General features: G+C 37.7%; 22 protein-coding genes. 13 read left to right on the forward strand and 9 right to left on the reverse strand.

Going from position 1 to position 23593, the window contains the following annotated elements:
* The first annotated feature begins 144 nt into the window (after nucleotides 1–144).
* Both ACWIW0_RS00565 and ACWIW0_RS00570 read left to right on the forward strand, forming a co-directional pair.
* Nucleotides 145–1269, forward strand: a complete 1125-nt coding sequence (locus tag ACWIW0_RS00565) for an HlyD family secretion protein (RefSeq protein WP_454451768.1) — start codon at nucleotides 145–147, stop codon at nucleotides 1267–1269.
* On the forward strand, nucleotides 1269–3356 hold the full coding sequence (locus ACWIW0_RS00570) for a peptidase domain-containing ABC transporter (RefSeq protein WP_454451769.1): 2088 nt from the start codon (nucleotides 1269–1271) through the stop codon (nucleotides 3354–3356). The genes ACWIW0_RS00565 and ACWIW0_RS00570 overlap by 1 nt, the downstream gene beginning before the upstream one ends.
* Before the next feature lie 108 nt (nucleotides 3357–3464).
* Here ACWIW0_RS00570 and ACWIW0_RS00575 read toward each other — a convergent pair whose 3' ends face one another.
* The 3 genes from ACWIW0_RS00575 to ACWIW0_RS00585 form a co-directional block, all read right to left on the reverse strand.
* Nucleotides 3465–5783 carry a Tex family protein gene (locus ACWIW0_RS00575; RefSeq protein ID WP_454451770.1) on the reverse strand — a complete coding sequence of 773 codons (2319 nt, stop codon included), beginning with the start codon at nucleotides 5781–5783 and terminating at the stop codon, nucleotides 3465–3467.
* Between the two features lie 122 nt (nucleotides 5784–5905).
* On the reverse strand, nucleotides 5906–6325 hold the full coding sequence (locus ACWIW0_RS00580; RefSeq protein ID WP_454446391.1) for a DUF805 domain-containing protein: 420 nt from the start codon (nucleotides 6323–6325) through the stop codon (nucleotides 5906–5908).
* A 1-nt stretch (nucleotide 6326) separates the two neighbouring features.
* Nucleotides 6327–7244: a DMT family transporter gene (locus ACWIW0_RS00585; RefSeq protein ID WP_454451771.1), complete on the reverse strand. Its 918-nt coding sequence runs from the start codon at nucleotides 7242–7244 to the stop codon at nucleotides 6327–6329.
* A 72-nt stretch (nucleotides 7245–7316) separates the two neighbouring features.
* On the opposite strand from ACWIW0_RS00585, the gene ACWIW0_RS00590 reads away from it, so the two are divergent.
* Nucleotides 7317–8525 carry an NAD(P)/FAD-dependent oxidoreductase gene (locus ACWIW0_RS00590; RefSeq protein ID WP_454451772.1) on the forward strand — a complete coding sequence of 403 codons (1209 nt, stop codon included), beginning with the start codon at nucleotides 7317–7319 and terminating at the stop codon, nucleotides 8523–8525.
* A 15-nt stretch (nucleotides 8526–8540) separates the two neighbouring features.
* On the opposite strand, the gene manA is transcribed toward ACWIW0_RS00590, so the two are convergent.
* From manA to lysM, 6 genes are all read right to left on the reverse strand, one after another.
* Nucleotides 8541–9755 (reverse strand): mannose-6-phosphate isomerase, class I, encoded by a 1215-nt coding sequence (gene manA / locus ACWIW0_RS00595; RefSeq protein ID WP_454451773.1) that lies wholly within the window; start codon nucleotides 9753–9755, stop codon nucleotides 8541–8543.
* Complete coding sequence (locus tag ACWIW0_RS00600; RefSeq protein ID WP_454451774.1) at nucleotides 9755–10210, reverse strand: DUF986 family protein; 456 nt, start codon at nucleotides 10208–10210, stop codon at nucleotides 9755–9757. Before ACWIW0_RS00600 ends, manA begins: the two co-directional genes overlap by 1 nt.
* A 73-nt stretch (nucleotides 10211–10283) precedes the next feature.
* Nucleotides 10284–11120, reverse strand: coding sequence for a PTS mannose transporter subunit IID (locus tag ACWIW0_RS00605; protein ID WP_157395390.1), 837 nt, complete (start codon nucleotides 11118–11120; stop codon nucleotides 10284–10286).
* A 13-nt stretch (nucleotides 11121–11133) separates the two neighbouring features.
* The gene (locus ACWIW0_RS00610; RefSeq protein ID WP_157395389.1) at nucleotides 11134–11934 is read right to left on the reverse strand and encodes a PTS mannose/fructose/sorbose transporter subunit IIC; all 801 of its coding nucleotides are present in this window, start codon (nucleotides 11932–11934) and stop codon (nucleotides 11134–11136) included.
* A gap of 10 nt (nucleotides 11935–11944) precedes the next feature.
* Nucleotides 11945–12925, reverse strand: coding sequence for a PTS mannose transporter subunit IIAB (gene manX, locus ACWIW0_RS00615; protein WP_454447185.1), 981 nt, complete (start codon nucleotides 12923–12925; stop codon nucleotides 11945–11947).
* Nucleotides 12926–13271: 346 nt separating this feature from the next.
* On the reverse strand, nucleotides 13272–13715 hold the full coding sequence (lysM, locus tag ACWIW0_RS00620; protein WP_454451775.1) for a peptidoglycan-binding protein LysM: 444 nt from the start codon (nucleotides 13713–13715) through the stop codon (nucleotides 13272–13274).
* 101 nt (nucleotides 13716–13816) lie between these two features.
* Between lysM and ACWIW0_RS00625 the strand changes: the two genes are divergently transcribed.
* From ACWIW0_RS00625 to ACWIW0_RS00670, 10 genes are all read left to right on the forward strand, one after another.
* Nucleotides 13817–14269 carry a DIP1984 family protein gene (locus tag ACWIW0_RS00625; protein ID WP_454451776.1) on the forward strand — a complete coding sequence of 151 codons (453 nt, stop codon included), beginning with the start codon at nucleotides 13817–13819 and terminating at the stop codon, nucleotides 14267–14269.
* Between the two features lie 308 nt (nucleotides 14270–14577).
* Nucleotides 14578–15015 carry a DNA polymerase III subunit chi gene (locus ACWIW0_RS00630; protein WP_157395385.1) on the forward strand — a complete coding sequence of 146 codons (438 nt, stop codon included), beginning with the start codon at nucleotides 14578–14580 and terminating at the stop codon, nucleotides 15013–15015.
* A 501-nt stretch (nucleotides 15016–15516) separates the two neighbouring features.
* Entirely contained in the window at nucleotides 15517–16263 is a 747-nt protein-coding gene (locus ACWIW0_RS00635) for a Fic family protein (RefSeq protein ID WP_454451777.1), read from the forward strand.
* Between the two features lies 1 nt (nucleotide 16264).
* Nucleotides 16265–16441 carry a hypothetical protein gene (locus tag ACWIW0_RS00640; RefSeq protein WP_454447181.1) on the forward strand — a complete coding sequence of 59 codons (177 nt, stop codon included), beginning with the start codon at nucleotides 16265–16267 and terminating at the stop codon, nucleotides 16439–16441.
* The gene (locus ACWIW0_RS00645; RefSeq protein WP_454447180.1) at nucleotides 16425–17021 is read left to right on the forward strand and encodes a zeta toxin family protein; all 597 of its coding nucleotides are present in this window, start codon (nucleotides 16425–16427) and stop codon (nucleotides 17019–17021) included. The genes ACWIW0_RS00640 and ACWIW0_RS00645 overlap by 17 nt, the downstream gene beginning before the upstream one ends.
* A 384-nt stretch (nucleotides 17022–17405) precedes the next feature.
* Entirely contained in the window at nucleotides 17406–17966 is a 561-nt protein-coding gene (locus ACWIW0_RS00650; RefSeq protein WP_454451778.1) for a hypothetical protein, read from the forward strand.
* Nucleotides 17967–18009: 43 nt separating this feature from the next.
* A complete protein-coding gene (locus tag ACWIW0_RS00655) occupies nucleotides 18010–20874 on the forward strand; it encodes a valine--tRNA ligase (protein ID WP_454451779.1) in 2865 nt (954 codons plus the stop codon).
* A 235-nt stretch (nucleotides 20875–21109) separates the two neighbouring features.
* On the forward strand, nucleotides 21110–21370 hold the full coding sequence (locus ACWIW0_RS00660) for a type II toxin-antitoxin system Phd/YefM family antitoxin (protein WP_454451780.1): 261 nt from the start codon (nucleotides 21110–21112) through the stop codon (nucleotides 21368–21370).
* Nucleotides 21367–21759 carry a type II toxin-antitoxin system VapC family toxin gene (locus ACWIW0_RS00665; protein WP_454451781.1) on the forward strand — a complete coding sequence of 131 codons (393 nt, stop codon included), beginning with the start codon at nucleotides 21367–21369 and terminating at the stop codon, nucleotides 21757–21759. The genes ACWIW0_RS00660 and ACWIW0_RS00665 overlap by 4 nt, the downstream gene beginning before the upstream one ends.
* Before the next feature lie 63 nt (nucleotides 21760–21822).
* Nucleotides 21823–23565 (forward strand): MrcB family domain-containing protein, encoded by a 1743-nt coding sequence (locus ACWIW0_RS00670; RefSeq protein WP_454451782.1) that lies wholly within the window; start codon nucleotides 21823–21825, stop codon nucleotides 23563–23565.
* Nucleotides 23566–23593: the final 28 nt, after the last annotated feature.

Here is a 23593-nt window from a genome sequence, read left to right on the forward strand (position 1 = left end):
AAAGATCAATAATGTTCCGTCAAGAAGCCTTAAATTATCAGAAATGGAAAAGCACTGCAGTACTATTTAGCAGAATTCCTGCTTGGTTAGTTTTTTCCATTTCTTTCTTTCTTTATTTTTACTGCCTTTATTCTGTTTATTGTATTGGGTAGCTACACTCGCCGTGAAACTGTTGTAGGCGAGTTAGTGATGCAAGCACACCCGATTATTCTTTCTGCCCCGAAGTCAGGCTATATTTCCGAAAGCTATATTGAGCCTCATCAGCAAGTGAAAAAAGGCGATCCATTATTTAAAATTACCCTAGATAGAATTACACATAGCGGTAATATCAATGTTAATTCGATTCTTTCTTTAAAATCACAAATTACTGCAACGGAGAAAGCGATTGAGGCATTGCAGAAGAATAAATCAGAAACCATCAATGGCCTTGAAAAGCAGATTAAAAATAATCAGAAAATTTATCAAGATAAGCAGGCTTATTTAGTTGAAGTTGAAAAAACAATGAATGACTATGCCGATTTAGTAAAGCGTTATGAGAAATTATTAAAAGTAGGACATTCCAGCTACGATGAAGTAAATATTCAGAAAAGCCGATATTTTCAACAAAAATCGCTCTTTAATGAATTAAAGCAAGAATTAATTCAATTAAAATCCTCACAACTTAATTTAGAAAATGAGATTGAAACCCGTAAAACCGAATTTGATAATCAAATTATCCGTTATGAAATGCAAAAAAGTGATTTATCTATTCGGTTGATGGAGTTTGAATCAGTTTCAGATATTATTGTTAATGCCTCTTTAGACGGCAAAATTGAAAGCACTAGCGTTACCGTTGGGCAAATTATTAAAGAAAATGACCCGCTTGCACAAATTCTGCCACAAAATAAAGGCAATTATCAGCTAGTGATGTGGGTGCCGAACAGTGCCATTTCATTTATTAAACAAGGTGATGAGGTTAATATTCGCTATGAAGCTTTTCCGTTTGAAAAATTCGGGCAGTTTAAAGGTAAAATTATCTCAATTTCAACCTTACCAGCTTCTCTACAAGAGCTTAGTTTTTATAAAAATCTACCAGCAAATGTAGAGAAAGGTATTCCTCTTTATAAAATTCTGATTGAGCTTGCCGATCAAAACGTAAAATATAATGATACCACCCTCTATTTTATGAGTGGAATGAAAGCCGAAGCCACATTATTTTTAGAGAAACGTAAACTGTATGAGTGGATACTTTTCCCTATGTATCAATTACACAAAAATATGGAGCAATAATGACAGGAATTGAGCAGTTAAAATTTGGTTTTCGGAGAAAAATACCTGTTATTTTGCAAACTGAAACAGCTGAATGTGGCTTAGCCTGTTTAGCGATGATATTGGGATATTACGATAAAAACACCAATTTATTTGAATTACGAAGTCAATATGGTACTTCTTCTCGTGGCGTAACGTTGCATACTTTAATTTCTATTGCAAATGATTGTGGATTAATTACCCGCCCCCTTTCGTTAGAGTTAGACGAGGTGCCACAACTTCGTCTGCCTTGTATTCTTCATTGGGATTTCAATCATTTTGTGGTATTAACTCAAGCAAGTGAAAAACAGTTTATTATCCATGATCCTGCTTTTGGTAAACGTAAATTATCCCGTGCTGAATTTTCCAACCACTTTACTGGTGTAGCATTGGAAATTTGGACAGAAGTAAAATTTGAAAAGCAGAAAAATGAAAATACCATTAGTCTCTATGAAACATTTAAAGGCATTTCAGGTGTGAACGGAGCATTGGTAAAAATTTTTGTTCTTTCAATGTTGATTGAGTTGATTGCTTTATTAATGCCAATTGGCACTCAGTTAGTGATGGATCACGTAATGCATGCCAAAGATCAATCGCTATTGCTGATTATCTGTATCGGGTTATTTTTATTTACTTTTTTCCGAACTGCTGTCAGTATGTTTAGGGCTTGGATTTCCTTGAAAATGAACTATTTAATTGATTTTCAATGGACATCAAGTTTCTTTTCTCATTTATTAAGATTACCACTTGATTTCTTTGAAAAACGCCAAGTGGGTGATATTCATTCCCGATTTAGTTCATTAAAAACCATTCAGAAAACCTTAACGTCAAGCATTATTACTACGATTATTGATACTATTATGATTATCAGCCTAATTATTATGATGGTGTTATATGGTGGTTGGCTGTTTTGGGTGGTATTAGCCTTTTCCTTTATTTATTTTATTCTTAGAATGGTTACTTATTTAATTTATCGACAATTGAATGAAGAGCAGATTATTAAGGGAGCGAAAGCCCATTCTCATTTTATGGAAACCTTATATGGTATTACGACATTAAAATCATTAGGATTAGAAAATAAACGACAAGAACAGTGGATGTCATTAAATTCTGATGTTTTTAATACCTCAATTAAAGTCACCAAATTCGATATGCTGTTTTCAGGTATTCATACTTTTATTTCCACCATTGAGCAAATTCTGATTTTATGGATTGGGGCAACAATGGTAATTGAAAATGTGATGACATTGGGTATGTTTGTTGCCTTTAATGCTTATCGGGGCTCTTTCTCTTCCAGAATGGGGAATCTGATCGATATTGTATTTAATTTAAAAATTCTTTCCTTGCATCGTGAACGTATAGCTGATATTGCATTAAATGAGGTTGAAGATGAGAGCAAACATCAAGTAAATATACTTGAAAATAATCAAGCTAAATTAGAGGTTAAAGATCTGAGTTTTAAATATGATCCTTTTTCTAAAAATGTGATTGAAAATCTTAATTTAACCCTAAATAGTGGTGAAAGTGTTGCAATTACAGCTCCGTCCGGATATGGAAAAACGACTTTATTAAAGCTAATAGCAGGCTTGTTAAAGCCAACATCAGGGAAAGTACTCTTTAATAATATGGATATTTATCAATTTGGTTTAACTAACTACAGAACACAAATTGCTTGTGTATTGCAAGAAGATAAATTTTTTTCAGGCTCTATCCTAGAAAATATAGTCAGTTTTGAAAATCAGTATGATCGAGAATGGGCTATAGAATGTGCCAAACTTTCGAATATTCACGATGATATTATGGCAATGCCGATGAATTATGAAACCTTATTGGGAGAGTTGGGGAATAATTTGTCCAGCGGACAAAAACAACGATTATTTATTGCTCGAGCTTTATATAAAAAGCCTAAAATTCTCTTGATGGACGAAGCGACTAGCCATTTAGATGAAGAAAATGAGACGCTTGTTAATCAAGCTATTTCACAAATGAATATAACAAGGATTATTATTGCTCATAGACAATCTACCATTCAATCGGCAGATAGAATTATTGCCCTAAATGAAAGTTAAACTAATTCCTCTTTTTCTGTTATTGCCGATAAAGTTTATTGTACGTGAAAAAGGCTATTCAAATAGAATGTGGTACATATTAAAAAAATCGGGCATTAGCCCGATTTTTTACTTCTTCCAACCTTTCAAGGCATCAGCGAAAGCATTATTGCCAAAGGATTGACGCTCTTTCTGAGTATTAAAGCGGTCGGATTTGTCAAATTTTTTGCGAATCTGACCGCTTGCTTGATCGGTTTTATCTGTTGGTTTATCATCTAGTCGCATTGTCAGTGCAATACGTTTGCGTGGGGCATCGACTTCAAGAACCTTTACTTTCACCACATCTCCCGTTTTCACTACTTTATGCGGATCTTCCACAAAACTATTAGACAGCATCGAAATATGTACTAAGCCATCTTGATGTACGCCAATATCCACGAAAGCTCCGAAGTTAGTTACGTTTGTGATTGTACCTTCTAAAATCATTCCGACTTTCAAATCGCTGATTTCTTCTACACCGTCCATAAAGGTGGCAGTTTTAAATTCCCCACGAGGATCTCGTCCTGGTTTTTCAAGTTCTTTGAAAATATCATTGACCGTCGGTAAACCAAATTTTTCATCAACGAAAGTTTGGGCGTTTAAACTGTGAATTTTGGTGGAGTTCCCCATCAATTCATTTAAGGTTGATGAAGTGGCTTGTAAAATTTTCTCAACCACTGGGTAAGCTTCAGGGTGAACGCTTGAGGCATCAAGCGGGTTCTTTCCACCTAAAATTCGCATAAAGCCTGCACATTGCTCAAAGGCTTTCGGTCCTAAACGAGCCACTTTTTTCAAGTCAGAACGGCTTTCAAAACGTCCATTCTCATCACGATATGCCACAATATTTTGAGCAAGGGTTTTGCTCATTCCTGCCACACGAGCAAGTAGTGGTGCAGAAGCGGTATTCAAATCAACCCCTACCGCATTTACGCAATCTTCAACCACTGCATCTAATTTACGAGCAAGTTGAGATTGATTTACATCGTGTTGATATTGTCCAACCCCAATAGCTTTAGGTTCAATTTTGACTAACTCAGCCAAAGGGTCTTGCAAACGGCGAGCAATAGAAACCGCCCCACGCAAAGAGACATCTAAATCAGGAAATTCATTTGCAGCCAGTTCAGAAGCAGAATAAACTGATGCCCCTGCTTCACTCACTACAACGGTTTGCGGTTTCCAATCCACAGCTTGCTTAATAATATCTTTGGCAAAACGTTCTGTTTCTCGAGAGGCTGTACCGTTTCCGATGGCAATTAAATCAACATTATATTTTTTGCCTAAGGCGTAGAGCGTTTGCCCTGCTCTTACAGGATCGGCTGTATGCGGATAAATGGTGGCGGTGTCTAGCAGTTTTCCTGTGTTATCGACAACAGCAACTTTTACCCCTGTACGCAAACCAGGGTCTAGCCCCATTGTATTTCTTGCACCTGCTGGAGCAGCCATCAACAAAGCAGAAAGATTACGAGCAAACACATCAATCGCTTCTTCTTCTGCTTTTTCACGCAATGTTGCCATTAGCTCTGTTTCAAGGTGAAGTAAGGCTTTGATTTTCCAAGTCCAACTGATCACTTGAGCTCGCCAGTTATCTGCTGGCTGTTGGCGAAGTTGTACACCCAAATGTTCACGAATAATTTCTTCGCAATAGCTTGAACGAACGCCTTCTTCTTGTTCAGGATCAGCATTTAAACTTAGCGATAAAATGCCTTCATTACGCCCACGGAACATTGCTAATGCACGATGTGATGGCACATTTTTAAATGGTTCACTATGGGCAAAATAATCACGAAATTTTTCCCCTTCGGTTTCTTTTCCTTCAATCACTTTAGCTTCTAACGTGGCGTTAGCGGTGAGATATTGACGAAGTTTTGCAAGTAGATCAGCATCTTCTGAGAAACGTTCCATTAAAATATATCTTGCACCGTCAAGAGCAGATTTCACATCGGCAACGCCTTTTTCGGTATCAACATATTGTTCTGCAAGGTTTTCAGGTATTTGTGATGGATCATTCCAAAGGCTATCGGCTAATGGCTCTAGCCCTGCTTCAATCGCAATTTGTCCGCGAGTACGGCGTTTTGGTTTATAAGGCAAATAGAGATCTTCTAATTCAGTTTTACTTTCCGTTTGCTCAATTTTCTGACGTAGTTCATCGGTCAGTTTGCCCTGTTCTTCAATAGATTTAAGAATGGTTTGACGGCGATCATTGAGTTCTCTTAGATAAATTAAACGAGTTTCAAAATGACGAAGTTGAGTATCGTCTAATCCGCCTGTTACTTCTTTACGATAACGAGCAATAAAAGGAATGGTATTGCCTTCATCAAGCAATGTCATAGCTGCAAAAATTTGCTCCGAACGCACCGCTAACTCTGCGGCAATAATTTGGCTGATATGGTGATTGAGTAAATCAGTCATTGAATTTCCTTACTGTATGATGAATTTTGTTTATTTTTTTACATTATATATCTATTACATAAATATAAAATTTAGCAAGTAGGGACACCACGCTTGGTGTCCTTACTATTAAATACGACAATTTAGGATTTTTTAGCAATCTGAGTTATTGTTATGGGTAAACCATACTTATTTGTTTCTCTATCCCCATCCTTAAAGAACAGAAAAATCATAAATGTTAAACAAAGTGGATAGGTAAAAAAATTAATTTCTTTAGGGAATATCGGTATTACCAGAGAAATTAATGGGGTTAATAATATTAGCTGCCACCAACCAGAATAGCCTAAGTCGTGTAATCTTCTTGTCGTCAAGCTAATTTTAGATATAGTTGCTAATATTCCTATTGCTAAGTGTAATATAAAATCTATATTTGTATATATGTTTACTAACTCAATTAATATATAAATTGTGAAGTAATAAAAATGAAATTCAAAATGCTCTTTTCTATTAGCTCTTATTTTAAAATTAAATGTATTTTTTAATGAATGTATAAAATATTTCATTTTATGCTAATTTCCTTATTTTGAATTTTATCAATCCTAACGCCATTCCTGCCCCAATAATCACAACACTAGCAAAAAAGAGTTGCTCGATACTAATTGTTTCGCCTAATAATAAATAAGCGACAAATGCGGTAGAAATAGGGAGCAGTAACTCCAGTACTTGATAGGTAATGATACCTTGTTTTTGAATAATATGGAAAGTCAGCACCATTCCGACTGCAATCGCATAAATCCCTACAAGAGCAAGACTAATAAGTAATACAGGCGAGATGTGTGAAAGTTGGCTAAGTTGCCCAGTTTGATGGCTAAAAATAAGGCTACTAAATCCTGCGGTCAGCGATGTCATACAACTCAAAGTGGCGACATTGATTTGCTGTTTAACAAACTTCACTAATAAATTTTGCGTATTGCGGATTAAAATTGAAAGCAGTAAATAACCACTACCAAGCAAAAAATAATCGCCAATTTCAATCTGTTTTCCATACCACACAAAGCCTAATGCCCCAGCAATAGTCAGCAAGCTCCCAATCCAGAAATAACCATTTTTTAATTTTTGTCGCTCATCTTGGAAAATAATACCTGCAATCAAGATCCCGAAAGGCATTGCTAATACGCCTGAAATAGATGCGGTAACCGCATTTGTTAGGGCTGCACCTTTTAGCCAAAAATACATATTGCCACACATCATAATTCCCATTGAAAGCCCAATAATGATCAATTTTGGGTCAGCAGTAAGTTTCGCAAAATCGGCACGATATTTAAGCCATACAAATACTAATAACAATATTCCCCCTACGCTAAAACGTATGCCATTATTATTTAGTGGATCTACTTGTAAGCTAAAATAACGTAATAAAACGATGTTTAGCCCAATAGCGAAAACATAGATAAAATTTATCACAAGGGGATTTTTCAACATAATCAGTATAGAATAGCGAGAGATAGGCTATTTTAGCGATAACAAAATGAATTTAAAAGAAAAAGGGCAAAAATGAAACAGTATGATGTGATAATTATTGGGGCTGGGGCGGCAGGGCTATTTTGTGCCGCACAACTTGGGCAAAATGGATTATCGGTATTATTGCTCGATAATGGCAAGAAAATCGGGCGAAAAATTTTGATGTCGGGCGGGGGATATTGTAATTTCACTAATTTAGACGTATCACCTAATCATTACCTATGCCAAAACGCACATTTTGTGAAGTCGGCTCTTTCTCGTTATACCAACTGGGATTTTATCGCCCTTGTGGCAAGCTATGGCATTGCTTATCACGAAAAGGAACTCGGGCAACTTTTCTGTGACGAAAGTTCACAACAGATTGTTGATCTGTTACAAGCAGAATGTCAGAAAGGCAAGGTAGAAATTCAACTTCGACAAGCGGTGCTTTCCGTTGAAAAATTTACCAATGATAAATCTGCAAATTTCTTTCAGGTTCAGACCGCTTGTGGCAGTTACCAAACGGAAAATCTAGTCATTGCAACGGGGGGACTATCAATGCCAGGATTAGGTGCATCACCTTTTGGCTATAAAATTGCTGAACAGTTTGCCCTTCCCGTTGTACCTATTCGTGCAAGCCTTGTACCATTTACTTGGAAGGATAGCGATAAACCTTTTGCTAGCTTATCGGGTATTTCATTACCTGTTAGCGTAACGAATCGAGAGAAAACCTTTGCTAATCAAATGCTTTTTACTCATCGTGGATTATCTGGCCCAGCCATTTTACAAATTTCAAACTATTGGGATATGGGGGAAACCGTTGAAATTGATTTGCTACCGAGTGAGTCTATTTATGATATTTTACAAGAACTGCGTCAATCTTCGCCGAAATTACAGCTAAAAACGGTGTTATCTCGCTATCTTCCTAAAAAATTGGTAGAACTTTGGTTTGAACAAAAACAGCTAGAAGACAAAGTTATCGCCCAATTAACCAAACAAAATATGGATTTTCTTGTCAATTTTATCCACCATTGGCAATTTCTACCTAACGGAACAGAAGGCTATCGTACTGCAGAAGTAACAATTGGTGGGGTTGATACGGATTATATTTCTTCCAAAACAATGGAAGTTAAAAATACTCAAGGGCTTTATTTTATCGGTGAAGTGCTAGATGTAACAGGCTGGCTTGGCGGTTATAACTTCCAATGGGCGTGGTCTTCCGCCTACGCTTGTGCAATGGGAATTGTGGAGCGTAAGCGGTAGAGTTACTTTGAGAAATCATATTGGCAAAGTTGCCACAACAGCATAGCCTTTTTGCTCACCAATACTTTCTACTTGTGTATTTGCTCCAATAAAAACGGCTTCACCTTGTTTGAGATGAATGGAATCGCTGCCTAGATCTAAATATAGGCTACCTTCCATTACTAACAAAATACTCGCACTTGAACTGGTAAATTGCTCTTCACTTAGTTGAGTAAAATCTAAACGTTGTAGTGCAAAATCTTTTGCTAAAGGGGTTGGATATAAAAAGAGATTACTTTCTTGCTGTTCAGGGTAATAGCAAGGAATGATTTTCGGCACAACTTCACTATAATCAATGGTGCTTAATAGTGCAGGAATATCAACGTATTTAGGCGTTAATCCACCACGAATAACATTATCTGATGCTGCCATCAGTTCAATATTTTGTCCACGTAAATAGGCGTGGGGCAATCCTGCACCTTGATAGATTCCTTCGCCTTTTTCAAGGTGAACGATATTAAATAGGTAAAAGCAGAGCAAGCCAGCATCAAGTTTTATCAATGGAATGTCCATTGCTTCTAAAGCATAAAGCACCCAGTATTCCGCTTGGTTTAAAGGTAATTTCCCTTGCTGATAAGCAGGGCGATATTGCTCAATAATCGGTAAAAGCCACTGTTCTAGCTGGGTTTGATCGGCTTGCATAATCTCCGCATAAACCTTTGGCAAACCTTGCTGTTGAATACGTTCTGCAAGCGGTGCTAAAGAGCTTCTATTTTGCAAATCTTGTATGATCTGAGCAAGGGGTTTAAATCCGTGAAGTAGCCAGAAGTCTGATAATGCAATCATCATTTCGGGCTTATGGTTGCGATCTTTATAAGTCCGATGGTTAGCCGTTAAGGGAATTCCCTGTTGTTCTTCTTGTAGGAACCCTTGTTCTGCCTGTGATTTTGTGGGGTGGAGCTGAATAGAAAGCGGTAGCTTAACGTCTAAAATTTTCAAAAGATAGGGTAGTTCATCACCAAATTTTGCTCGACTTTCATCACCGAGTAATTCAGGGGCAGTATCTAACAGACGGTCTAGCGGGAGCCATTTCTGTTCAAATTCAACTAAAGAAGGTGCGGATCGATGGGCTCCTAGCCAGTATTCTGCGTAAGGTTGTGCATTTTTATTCTCTAACTTCAACCAAGTAGGGATAAAATCTTCGCCCCCCCAATTATAATGTTGATGCTTGCCCACTAATTTAAAAATCATTATTTGTATCCTCCAAAGAAATTCACGACTTTTTCAACATCTTGTGAATGTTTAATCGGAATAAATAAACGGCGACCGTTGCTTAAATCAATCACTAATTTCTGTTTGTCCGCTAAGTTAATTTGTGAAATGCGTTGATAATCAATATAGAACGCACTTAAGAAAAAGCCACGCTCTTTCAACAATAATTTGGGTTTACGCCAAAAACTACTATAAATAACCAAAATGACCGACATTCCTAACAGAAACAGCGTAAACGGCTGAATACCTGTTTGTAAACCTTGTGCAATGGTTAGCCCGATTAGCCCAATTAAAATCCACGAGTCAATTTTTGCTTGTGGTTGCAGCTCAATCGCTAACTTGGTTTGCCCGTTACGTTTAGGCACAATCACTTGTTCATAGGTAGCATAAGAAAGCGTAAGAAACAGTCCGATAATAAGAATAAGATTTGTCATTTGTAAAAAATTAGAAAGAAAAGACCGCTTGTATTTTACCACAAGCGGTCTGATTCAGTAGATTATTTGCACATTAAGCTAATGCACCTGTCCACGCACCAAGAATACCGATAGCGAAGAACCCAACGATAATCCATAACGCATTGACACGATTACGCAATAACCACATACAAGCGAAAGTTAATAGTAACGGTAATAAACCTGGCATCAAGCTATCTAAAATAGATTGTACCGTTGTAATTTCAGTTGTACCGTCTTGTTTCTCAATGGTTGCAACTACTAACGGAACGTTAATACTCGTCCATTTTTGAACTAATGCCCCCATAATAAACAAGCCGAGAATTGAAGCACCTTCCGTTAGTTTTTGTAATAAACCACCACTCATATCTTGTACAACATCTAATCCTTTTTTATAGCCATAAGTTACACCATAGTAACGTGTAGCAAGACGAACGAGGTTAAATAGTACAAAAAACAGTAATGGGCCTAAAATACTTCCTGTAAGAGCTAAACCAGCACCAAGTGCAGCAAATACAGGACGTGCAGTTCCCCAATAAATTGGATCGCCCACACCAGCTAAAGGTCCCATTAAACCTACTTTGATCCCATTGATTGCCGCATCGTCAATCGGTTTACCATTAGCACGCTCTTCTTCCATTGCAATGGTTACACCTAATACTGGTGCTGCAACGAAAGGTTGCGTATTGAAAAATTCTAAGTGGCGTTTAATCGCATCTTTACGCTCTTGTGAATTTGGATCTGGATATAAGCGTTTAATCACTGGTACCATTGAATAGCAGAAACCTAATGCCTGCATACGTTCAAAGTTCCACGAACCTTGGAATAGATTTGAACGGCGTACGACCGCATTTAAATCACTTTGCGTTACTTTTTTGATTTCAGTTGTCATATTACTACCCTTCTTAGTCTAAACGGTTATCAAGGTCATTGTTTGTTGCTTGTACTTGCACCACTTGTTTACTTTGATTGTATTTCGGGTGAAGTTGAATATAAAGAATTGCCATTACTGTACCTAGTACACCAAGTGCCACTAAGTTAAAGTTAGTGAACGCTGCTACAACGAAACCTGTGTAGAAGAATGGCATTAGGTGTCCTGCACGCATCATATTGATGACCATTGCATAACCTACAACCGCAATGAAACCACCTGCAATTTTTAAGCCTGTTGTTACGACATCAGGAATTGCACTTAACATTGATTGTACTGTATCTGTACCTGCTGTCATTGCAACAATTAACGCAGGAATTGCAATACGCATCGCTTGAAGTAATAGTGCTGAACGGTGAATCCAATCTAATTTGTTTAAATCCCCTGTTTCAACAGCTTTATCCGCAGCGTGTTGGAAACCAACGGTAATCGCACGCACAACATAAGTGAGTACTTGACCTGCCGCAGCAAGTGGAATTGCAAGAGCAATCGCAGTTGGAATATCTTGCCCACCAACGATAACAAGAATAGTTGAAACCACAGACGCTAATGCTGCATCAGGTGCAAGTGCTGCCCCGATATTCATCCAACCTAGTGCTAATAATTCTAATGAGCCACCCACAATGATCCCTGTTTTCATATCACCTAATACAATACCGATTAAGGTACAAGCGATTAACGGGCGGTGTGTTTGCCATTCATCTAAAATTGATCCCATACCTGATACACAGGCAACAAGGAAGACAAGGACGATTTGTAAAGTAGAAATTTCCATACTGATTTCCTTAGATTAAGTTATTTTTCTTGAGTAAATCCATCATATATTGACGGCTGTCGTTTGATACTTTACGCACATCAAGCTCAATGTTTCGTTCATTTAACACTTTGAATGCTTCAATATCTTTCTCATCAACGGCTACCGCACTGGTAATCATTTTCTTACCATCTTTATATGCCATACCGCCAACATTGATTGATTTAAAATCCACACCTGCATCAGACAAACGCAATACATCCGTCGGATTAGTGAAGAGCAACATCATACGTTCACCTGCATATTCAGGGTTGTTATACACACGCACCATCTTTTCAACATTCACAACGTGAGCTGTTACCCCTGGTGGAGCAACACTTTTCAGCATTGTAGAACGTACCGAATCTTTAGCAACATCATCATTAACCACCACGATACGGCTAACCTTGCTCTCTTTTGTCCAACGTGTTGCAACTTGACCGTGAATTAAACGGTCATCAATACGGGCAAGACCAATCTCTAAATGCCCCACACCATTAGCAGTAACCACTGCTGGCTCTGAAGGTTTCGCGGGTGCAACAGGTGCTGAAGCGGTAACTTCTGGCTCTTTTTCTGCAAATTTTAATGCACGCACACCACCACGCCCAGTTTCAAGTGCAATTTCGACTAGCTCTTGTAAACTTGGGTTGTCATCTCGAGCCATAAAGGTTTCGACTAACATCGGCACATTTACACCCGTTACAATATCCATATTCTCGTTGCCATCGGCAACACGATTTGCCGCATTAAACGGACTTCCACCCCAAGTATCGACCAGGAATAGAACCTGATCGCAATGAGCCAATTCGCCTGCCAATTTTGCTTGGTATTTGCCGATAATCGTTTCAGCATTTTCACCTGGTACAAAATCAATAGAGGCAACATTTTCCTGCTCGCCGATCAACATCTCAGTCGTCTTGAGAAGTTGCTCTGCTGCTACCCCGTGGGTTGCAATAATAATCGCAATACTCATCTGCATTTTCCTTTTATAATAAAAATGAATTTTGAATTTATTCTCAAATAGAGTGAATAAAACAAGCGAATTGTAGAATAAAGGCGAATTTCGACAACTGCATTTACTTAAAAATGAGAGATAGATCTCATTTTTTCGTTAAATTTGTACAATAAAAAAGCACAAAAATACCCTAATTTTTTTATGAACAAAAATAATTAACAAGATAATTACAATTTTTGATATGAATTGATGAAATGGAGGGTAAGAAAGATAGGGAAAGGTAAACAGAAAACCTAAAATTTGCATAAAAATAACCGCTTGCAAAAAACAAGCGGTTATTTTAGCTTAAAAATTTACAGAAATATTATAAACCTTTTGGAATACGGATTTTTTGACCTGGGAAGATTTTATCCGCATCTTTAATCACTTCTTTGTTTGCATCAACAATAGCCGTATATTTTGCTCCGTTACCGTATGCTTTCTCAGCGATTTTCCATAATGTATCGCCTTTTTGGATCACATAAAATTCGTCATCATTAGCAACTTGTTCACCATTTGCAATTCGTACTTCATCAATATTCACATTCGTGATCCCAGCAATATTACCTGCCATCAATACCGCTTTTTCAATCGCCGCAGCACTTGATGCCACACCACTAATTTTTGCTGTGCCATTTTCCACCGTTACTTGTACATCTTCCACACCTGGATTATCTTCTGCCAAATGCTCTGTTACCGCTTTTGATGCCTCTTCTTCTTTGTTAAATAATTTTTTACCAATATCAGAAACGAAATCAAATAAACCCATCGTAAAGTCCTCTAAAATAAAAAGTTGATATTTGAGATTGAAATTGCTCAATCCGTCGGTTAGATTACAACAACACCAAGAAGTTCAACAAGAGAAATAAAATGAAATTAGCCGAAGCCTTAATTGAACGAGCAGATTTACAACGCCGTCTTGCTCAATTACAACAACGTTTACACCAAAATGCACAATATCAAGAAGGTGAACAACCGAGCGAAGATCCACAAATGTTACTGCTCGAATATCATCAAGTTGCAGAGCAGCTAAAACAGCTTATTGTTAAAATTAACCTGACAAACCAACGAATTGCTCTCGAAAATGGCACAAAAATGATTGAAGCCTTAGCTGAACGAGATCATCTTAAAGCAACACATTCAATGTTAATCGGGTTAGCCGATGCCGCAACGCCCGAACAAAATCGTTATAGCCGTAGTGAAATTAAAACGCTCTCGGCTGTGAATGTGAAACAAACTCGTCAGCAAGCCGATGAAATTGCCAAACAATATCGCCAGCTTGACACCCAAATTCAACAAGCCAACTGGCTAAACGATCTTTAAACATCAAATTTGGTAGTTTTTAAATCAAGGCGAATACACTCTCTGCTTGAGATTAAAGCACTAATTTATGCAGAAACGAAGGGCAGTTTCATTTTGATGAACAGTGTAGCCCAACACAAGTTATGCCGTAATGTAATGCTGTAAAATGTACAACCTCGTATTGATTGATTTAAAAATGAGGGTGGGAAAGGGGATAAGCGGTAAGATAAGTAAAAAAATTTACAAATCTTACCGCTTAAATTTTCCATTTTTTTAATTATTCCGCTACAATTCTAAGTTTATATAACCTTACGTGAATAGGGAACAACGTGAAACAAGTCCAATTTTACCTTCTAAGCCAAGAACATTCAGGAGAGCTACTTGCAAGCGAAGCCTTAGCTTGTGATTTAGCCGCTAATGCCTGGCGAGCGGGTAAAAGAGTTATCATTACTTGTGAAACAGAACAGCAAGCCTTAACGATTGATGAAGCGTTATGGGCAAGAGATCCTGAACAATTTGTTCCCCATAATCTATCGGGCGAAGCTACAACTTATGCCACCCCGATTGAAATTTCGTGGCAAGGTAAACGTAATGCTCAACGTCGAGATGTGTTGATTTCATTACAATCACAACTCCCTGAATTTATTAACAGTTTCACTCATATTATTGATTTTGTCCCTGTTCAAGAAAACGAAAAAGCCTTAGCAAGAGAACGCTACAAACAATATCGTCAGCTAGGCTGGCAGTTAAGTACGGAGCAGGTATAATAACTTACAAAGCAAAAGATAAATAAACGGTAAGATTTCTAACGGTTTTTACAAATCCTTCCGTTTGTATAGATTAGGATAGCGCTCGTCTTTGACGAGTGCTGTAATTTTAAGCAAAAAAGCACTCGTGTGGACACGAGCGCTATCGGGGGGAACTGGATCGAGAAAAAGAGTAGTCTATCATTCTATTTTTCGATCTTATTTGTGAGCATTTGCGCTTTAATGTTAATTTTTGGAGATCTGATCCCCCTCTTTAGCAAAGAGGGGCTAGGGGAGATTTGAAAACGTGAATAACAAGCGAAAGATAAATAAGCGGTAAGATTTCTAACGATTTTTGCAAATTTTTCCGAAAAATTCACCGCTTATATAGGTAGGATAGCGCTCGTCTTTGACGAGTGCTGTAATTTTAAGCAAAAAAGCACTCGTGTGGACACGAGCGCTATCGGGGATATTTGGTAAACGTGAATTATGAAGTGAGAGATAATAATTTAGGCAGGTATAATGAAAAAACAGATGTTAGTTCAAATTGCAGAACTAAAAGAAAAGATTGCTCAATACCGACCGCTGTCGCCAAGCGAAGTACAGAGACTGCGTGAAGAATTTATTATTGAAAGTACATACAATTCTAATGCGATTGAAGGAAATACCATTACGTTGCGTGAAACGGTGCTTATTCTAAAAGAAGGAATGATCATAGCCGAAAAACCGATTCGAGAACATTTGGATATTATCGGGTTTAAAGATGCGTTTAATTATATTTATGAATTAGTCGCTAATAATGAGCCATTAACGGAACGGACAATTAAAGATATTCATTCGCTCGTATTGATGAGTAATGCAGAAAATCGTGGGGTTTATCGTAAAATTCCAGTGCGAATTTTAGGTGCAGAAAATGAGCCAACACCGCCTTATTTGATTGCAGAAGAAATGGCAACGTTAATTGCAAAATATCAGCAGAAACTCACCGCTTGTCATCCGTTGGAAGCGATTGCGTGGCTACATTTAGCCTTTGAAAGTATTCACCCTTTTATTGACGGCAATGGAAGAACAGGGCGATTATTGCTCAATTTTGAATTACTAAAACAAGGTTATTTACCCGTTGATATTAAATTCACCGACCGAGTAAAATATTACGGCTGTTTTGATGAGTTTCATCGCAATAATCAAGATCCTACGGCTTTATTAGAACTGATTGCAGGGTATGAATTGCAAGAATTGGAAAGATATTTACATATTTTGGAGCGTTAAAATGACAAAACAAGAAGAAATCGCCGAATATCAACGCCAATTACATATTCAATTTAAAGCGTGGATGGACGATAAGAAAAAGCGTGAAGTGCTGACATTTCAACGCCCAAATGGGAATATTGTTCGCCACTATCCTGATGGACACGAAGAAGTAATTGAATATGCTAAAGCAAAATAATTTAGCGATTTTTTACTGTGGCACAAACGGTGCGGGTAAAACGACATTGCGTGGATTTAATAAAGATACGGTACAAATTGTGATTGATTCAGATCATATTGCAATGCAAATTAATCCCGAAAATCCCCGTTTAGTAGATAGCCAAGCAGGTAGAAAAGCGATTGAGTTATTTAAGTTTGCAATTAAACAGCAAATTTCGTTTTCTATGGAATCAACTTTGTCGGGAAATTCTATTTTACAAAGAATAAAAACTACAAAAGAAAACGGCTTTTTTGTGCGGTTAAATTATGTTGGTGTAAATAGTGTTTCGATTAATATTGATCGAGTAAAAGCAAGAGTTGCAAGTGGCGGGCATTTTATTGATGAAGCCACTATCCGTAACCGCTATGACATCAGTTTGCAAAATTTAATTAAAATCTTACCGCTTTGTGATGAAGTATTTATCTACGACAATTCAGGTGAAGTCCCAAATTTAATTTTTCATCTTAGTGAAAATGGATTAACGCAATGGGTTGATGAATTACCGAAGTGGTGTGCTGAGTTGTTGGAAGAGTTGCTAACTTTGGGTTATACAAAATAAAATGTACTTTGTTATTCGTTTGACAAATCTCCCCTAACCCCTCTTTACTAAAGAGGGGAACTGTCTCAAACGAAAATTAAATATCGAAGTGCTTCAACAGGATTTTGTATTTTCAGATGGATTTGTAAGTTCCTGCGATCTGATCCCCCCTCTTTAGCAAAGAGGGGTTAGGGGAGATTTGGCAGGCGTAAATTACAAAGCAAAAGATAAACAAGCGGTAAGATTTCTAACGTTTTTTGCAAATTTCTCTGAAAAATTTACCGCTTGTATAGATAGGATAGCGCTCGTCTTTGACGAGTGCTGTAATTAAATAAGAGTAAGCACTCGTGTGGACACGAGCGCTATCGGGGGGGGGTGACTTGAGCGATATTGAGAGAATTAATTATGGAATGGTTAAATAAAAATTTTGATAATTTAATAGTTGGTGTAATAGTAACTGTTATTGGCGGAATTATTCTAGAGTGTTTACATCGTAAATTATTTTATTCTAAATCAGGCTCCAATTCTGAACCTAAAACAGAAAAAAACGATAAAAAATTGATTAACGATGCACAATCAAAGGGCTCAAAACAACTTGAAGTAAATTTAACTTCATATGAGAAAAAACTATATTCAGAGGTAATTCAATTTACCTATCGATTGGTTGAGCGAATTACAATTTTGGCACCGTTAAGATATCCTCAATTAGACGTAGAATACAGTAAGTTTAAACTATTTCTAGTTAATGGGGTTAAAGATTTTGATGTAAAACTTGAACAATCTTTAGAGGTTTCAAGGACATTCAAGAGTAATACTAAATCTTTCTTGAATAAAATTGATGCTAATTGCTATAAATTAGCTTCATTTATGGGTAAAGATATTGGGGTGCAGAATGTAAATATACTAGAAGTTGCTCAAAAATTAAAAGATGAAATTCAAGAATTTAAGAAAACTGTAAAGCAATAATTTCCAAATGGGAATGTTCCCTTTATATAAAAGAGAAAAACCAATGACAAAACCATTCCAAATGGCAGACCGCTTCGACGCATCTGCAGTAGAACAAGCCCTGTATAAACACTGGGAAGAGCAAGGCTATTTTAAGCCGAATGAAAATCCGAATGTGCCGAGTTACTGTATCGCCATTCCGCCACCGAATGTAACGGGTTCGTTGCATATGGGGCACGCATTCCAGCAAACATTGATGGATACCCTTATCCGTTTCAACCGTATGGAAGGCAATAACACCTTATGGCAAGCGGGGACAGACCACGCGGGGATCGCCACGCAAATGGTGGTGGAGCGTAAAATCGCAGCGGAAGAAGGCAAAACTCGCCACGACTACGGGCGTGAGGCTTTCATCAATAAAATTTGGGATTGGAAAGCCTATTCTGGCGGTACGATCAGCCAGCAAATGCGTCGTTTAGGCAACTCAATCGACTGGGATCGTGAGCGTTTCACAATGGACGAAGGCTTATCCAATGCGGTAAAAGAAGTCTTCGTTCGTTTACACGAAGAAGGCTTGATTTATCGTGGCAAACGCCTTGTGAACTGGGATCCGAAATTACACACTGCGATCTCTGATCTTGAAGTGGAAAACAAAGAGAGCAAAGGCTCGCTGTGGCATTTCCGCTATCCGCTCGCAAATGGAGCAAAAACCGCTGACGGTAAAGATTATTTAGTAGTGGCAACTACTCGCCCTGAAACAATGTTGGGCGATACGGCTGTGGCGGTTCACCCTGAAGATGAGCGTTATCAATCTTTGATTGGTAAAACCGTTATCCTACCGCTTGCTAATCGTGAAATCCCGATTATTGCCGATGAATATGTCGATCGTGAATTTGGAACAGGCGTAGTAAAAATTACCCCTGCTCACGATTTTAACGACTACGAAGTGGGCAAACGCCACAGTTTGCCAATGGTAAACGTCTTAACCTTAAATGCGGATATTCGTGCGGAAGCGGAAATTATCGGCACAGACGGCAAACCGCTAACCAGTTACGAGGCGAAAATCCCTGCGGATTATCAAGGCTTAGAGCGTTTTGTGGCACGCAAGAAAATTGTGGCGGATTTTGAAGCTCTCGGCTTGTTAGATGAAATTAAACCGCACGATTTGAAAGTGCCTTACGGCGATCGTGGTGGCGTGCCAATCGAGCCAATGCTGACTGACCAATGGTATGTGTCAGTAAAACCTCTTGCAGAAGTGGCGACTAAAGCAGTAGAAGACGGCGAAATTCAATTTGTGCCGAAACAGTATGAAAACTTATATTTCTCTTGGATGCGTGATATTCAAGATTGGTGTATTTCTCGCCAATTATGGTGGGGACACCGTATTCCAGCGTGGTATGACGAGCAAGGTAACGTGTATGTAGCTCGTGATGAAGCAGAAGTGCGGTCAAAATATCAGTTAAATTCTGATGTTGTACTACGCCAAGATGAAGACGTATTAGACACTTGGTTCTCATCAGGTTTATGGACGTTCTCAACTTTAGGCTGGCCAGAGCAAACCAAAGAGCTGAAAATGTTCCACCCGACCGATGTATTAATTACTGGTTTCGACATCATCTTCTTCTGGGTTGCTCGTATGATTATGTTTACGATGCACTTTATCAAAGATGAAAACGGCAAACCGCAAGTACCATTTAAAACGGTGTATGTAACAGGCTTAATTCGTGATGAACAAGGGCAAAAAATGTCGAAATCGAAAGGGAATGTATTAGACCCAATTGATATGATTGACGGCATTTCCCTTGAAGATCTTCTTGAAAAACGCACAGGCAATATGATGCAACCACAGCTTGCCGAGAAAATTGCGAAAGCAACGCGTAAAGAATTTGAGAACGGTATTTCTGCTCACGGTACGGACGCATTGCGTTTCACCCTTGCTGCTCTTGCAAGCAACGGTCGTGATATTAACTGGGATATGAAACGCCTAGAAGGCTACCGCAATTTCTGCAACAAATTATGGAATGCAAGCCGTTTCGTACTCACAAACGACAAACTGGATTTAAGCAGTGGCGAAGTGGAATACAGTTTAGCGGATCGTTGGATTGAATCGACTTTCAACCGCACTGTTGAAGAATTCCGTTCAGCATTAGCACAATACCGTTTTGACTTAGCAGCAAATACCATTTACGAATTTACTTGGAACCAATTCTGCGACTGGTATTTAGAGCTAACCAAACCTATTTTTGCTAACGGTACGGACGCTCAAAAACGTGGTGCAAGCCAAACGTTAGTGAAAGTGTTGGAAAAATTATTGCGTTTAGCTCACCCGATTATTCCATTTATTACCGAAGAAATTTGGCAAAAAGTGAAAGGATTTGCAGGTGTTGAAGGCGATACCATTATGTTACAGCCATTCCCACAAGTAGATTCCGAAGCAATCGACAACCAAGCAGAACAACAAATTGCGTGGTTAAAAGAAGTAATTATTGCGGTGCGTAATATTCGTGCGGAATCGAACATTGCACCAAGCAAAGGACTTGACCTATTGCTACGCAATATCAGCGAAACAGATTGCAAAATTCTTACCGAAAACGACCGCTTGTTAAAAGCGATTGCCAAGTTGGATAACGTAAAAGTGCTTAACGCTGGCGAAGAAGCCCCGCTTTCTGTAACCAAACTCATCGGCAATGCGGAGTTATTCGTCCCAATGGCAGGCTTTATCAATAAAGAGGCAGAACTTGCCCGTTTGAATAAAGAGATTGAAAAACTGAATAACGAAGTGGCTCGTATCGAAAACAAACTCAGCAACGATGCTTTCGTGGCAAAAGCCCCAGAGCAAGTCATCGCTAAAGAGCGTGAAAAAATGCAAGAGTACCGAAACGGTTTAGAGAAATTGCAAGAACAGTATAAAGCGATTGAGGCGTTGTAATATATAGGTGGAGCGAAAGCTCCACTTATTTATTTTAGGTGCTGGAGTAAAATGCCCTAAACTTCACTCCATTTTCACAAAATTCTTGGTTGTATTTTAGATATCTGCTGTTAAATCCAATTTCCCAACCGACCAATCTATTGCTAATAACGAGCAAAATACGGAAGTTTTGATTTGACATTTTGGAATATCTCAATCAAACTAACTAAGTAAACTAAGTTAAAAGGAGCGTAAAATGTCTATTGCCGTTGAATTACAAAGTATCAATATTCACGATGCCAAAACGCATTTATCACGCATTGTAGAAGAAGTTAAACGTCAAAAAACACCAGTGATCATTGCAAAAGCAGGCAAACCACAAGTAAAAATCGTACCTATTGATAATGATTTACCTACTACAAGATTTGGCTTTATGCAGAAGCAAATTGTACCCGATAATTTTGATCGTTTATACGAAGAGGAAATTCTAATAATGTTTAATGGAGAAGCAAAATGAAAGTGTTGCTAGATACTCATATTTTGCTTTGGCTTGCCTTTGATAATAAGGGTAAGTTATCTCCACAATCTATTGATCTATTAGAAGACTTTAATAATGAACTCTATTTTAGCCTTGCAAGCTTATGGGAGATTGCGATTAAATCTTCACTTGGTAAGCCTGATTTTGAAGTGAATGTAGAACAGTTAGAAAAAGGGTTATTGAGCGTGGGTTGTAAGCCTTTATCAATTCAATTTCCTCATATTGTGAAATCTGCTCAATTGCCAATGATTCATAAAGATCCCTTTGACAGACTATTACTTGCTCAAGCTGAATATGAAGGGATCTATTTTTTAACTGCAGATAGTTTAATTGTACAATATCAGAAAGCATTTATTTTAAAAGCATAGAGCTAATATACAAAGCTGTAAAATTTAAATGAACCTTACACAAATTATACTAGGAATATATTTATGCAACTTGATAATATTTTTAAGAAAGTTATTCAAATGTGGAAAGCTGATAAAGGTGCATTTAATAGCAAATCAGAAGCTTATATTGCATTAAATACAACCTTAACAAATAAAATTAAAGATATTATTAAAACTGATATTAATTCTAGTTATTTTGTCTTAGGACATTCTGGGCAAGGTAACTGGGCTTCAGTACCTTGGTTAGAAATTTCTAACCTCGTAATTAAAGAAAATAATAATATCTATATCACTTATTTATTTAAATCCGATTTTTCAGGTATCTATCTTTCATTACAATTAAAGTCGGAAAGGAATAAAATTAAATATAATAAGCAGGAAATTCAACAAATAATATCTAGAGTGAGATCTTTTCTTCCTTGGGGAAATACACAATTTAGTGATGAAGATATTTCATTACCAACAAAAGAGATTTATGAAAGAACTAATATCATTTCTAAATACTACTCTTATTCTAATATTCCAAATGAGAATACATTGATTGATGATCTGAAGGCTATGATGAGCTTATATGAAAGATTGTCAGTATTTAATAGTCAATACTTAGATAAACAATCTGAACGAGAGCGCATAAAATATTATACTCATCTGCCCAAATCCTTCCTTCTCCTAGCTGGCATTTCAGGCACTGGGAAATCTCGTTTTGTGCGTGAGCAAGTGGCTGAACCTGATCGTAAAGAACGCTATCAATTAGTGGCTGTACGCCCTGATTGGCATGAACCATCAGATTTGTTGGGCTATGTCTCTCGTTTAAGTGGAACAGCACAATATGTGATGACTGATGTATTGAAATTTATTGTGAAGGCCTGGCAAGCGGTTGAAAAAGCTGGATTTATTGCAAATAACAAAGTAACTGGCAATAGAGCGCAACTGCCACAAGTTTTACCTTATTGGCTTTGCCTTGATGAAATGAACCTTGCTCCTGTTGAGCAATACTTTGCTGATTACTTGTCCGTATTAGAAACTCGTGAATGGAGATGGGACAATGATGATTTTGTTTATCATACAGAAGCCTTGTTAAGCCCGATAGTTTGGACGGATATTACTAATTTCCAACAAGAATTAGGCGTGAGTGATGAGCTTTGGGCGTTTTTCCAACAGAATGGCATTGGTATTCCATTCAACTTGATTGTGGCAGGTACGGTAAATATGGACGAAACCACTCACGCTTTTTCTCGTAAGGTGTTAGATCGCGCGTTGAGTTTTGATTTTAGTGAGTTTTATCCAAATGATTTTTCGACATTTTTTAAGCCAACGACTAAACCAAAACTATTAAGCTATCCGATTTATTCTCAACTAAAACAAGGGGATTTAGACGATAAGCTTGCAGATAAATCTATCAAATTTTTGACCGCACTTAATCAACAATTTGAGCATACGCCATTTAAATTAGGTTTTCGTGCATTAAATGAATTGCTATTAAGCGTACATTCATTTCAACCACAAACTGATGAGGAGCTTCAAGCAGTGTGGGATGATTTTGTGATGACAAAAATCTTGCCACGCATTGAGGGCGATGAAACGAAAGTAGAAAATGTGCTAGATAAAATCGAAGAACAACTCAAAAAGCAATTAGAGAATATTTGGGAAGGAAAACGCCCTGATTTATGGCGTGAGCAAATTGATGAGCAAGCTAGCTTACTTGAAATTCCTTGTCGTTCCAAAGTAAAACTGGAACAGATGAAAAAATTGCTCACCGATCGTGGAATGGTTAGTTTTTGGTAAAAGTAAGTTTTTATAGGTAATGGGTTTG

This window comes from Ursidibacter sp. B-7004-1, assembly GCF_053654055.1.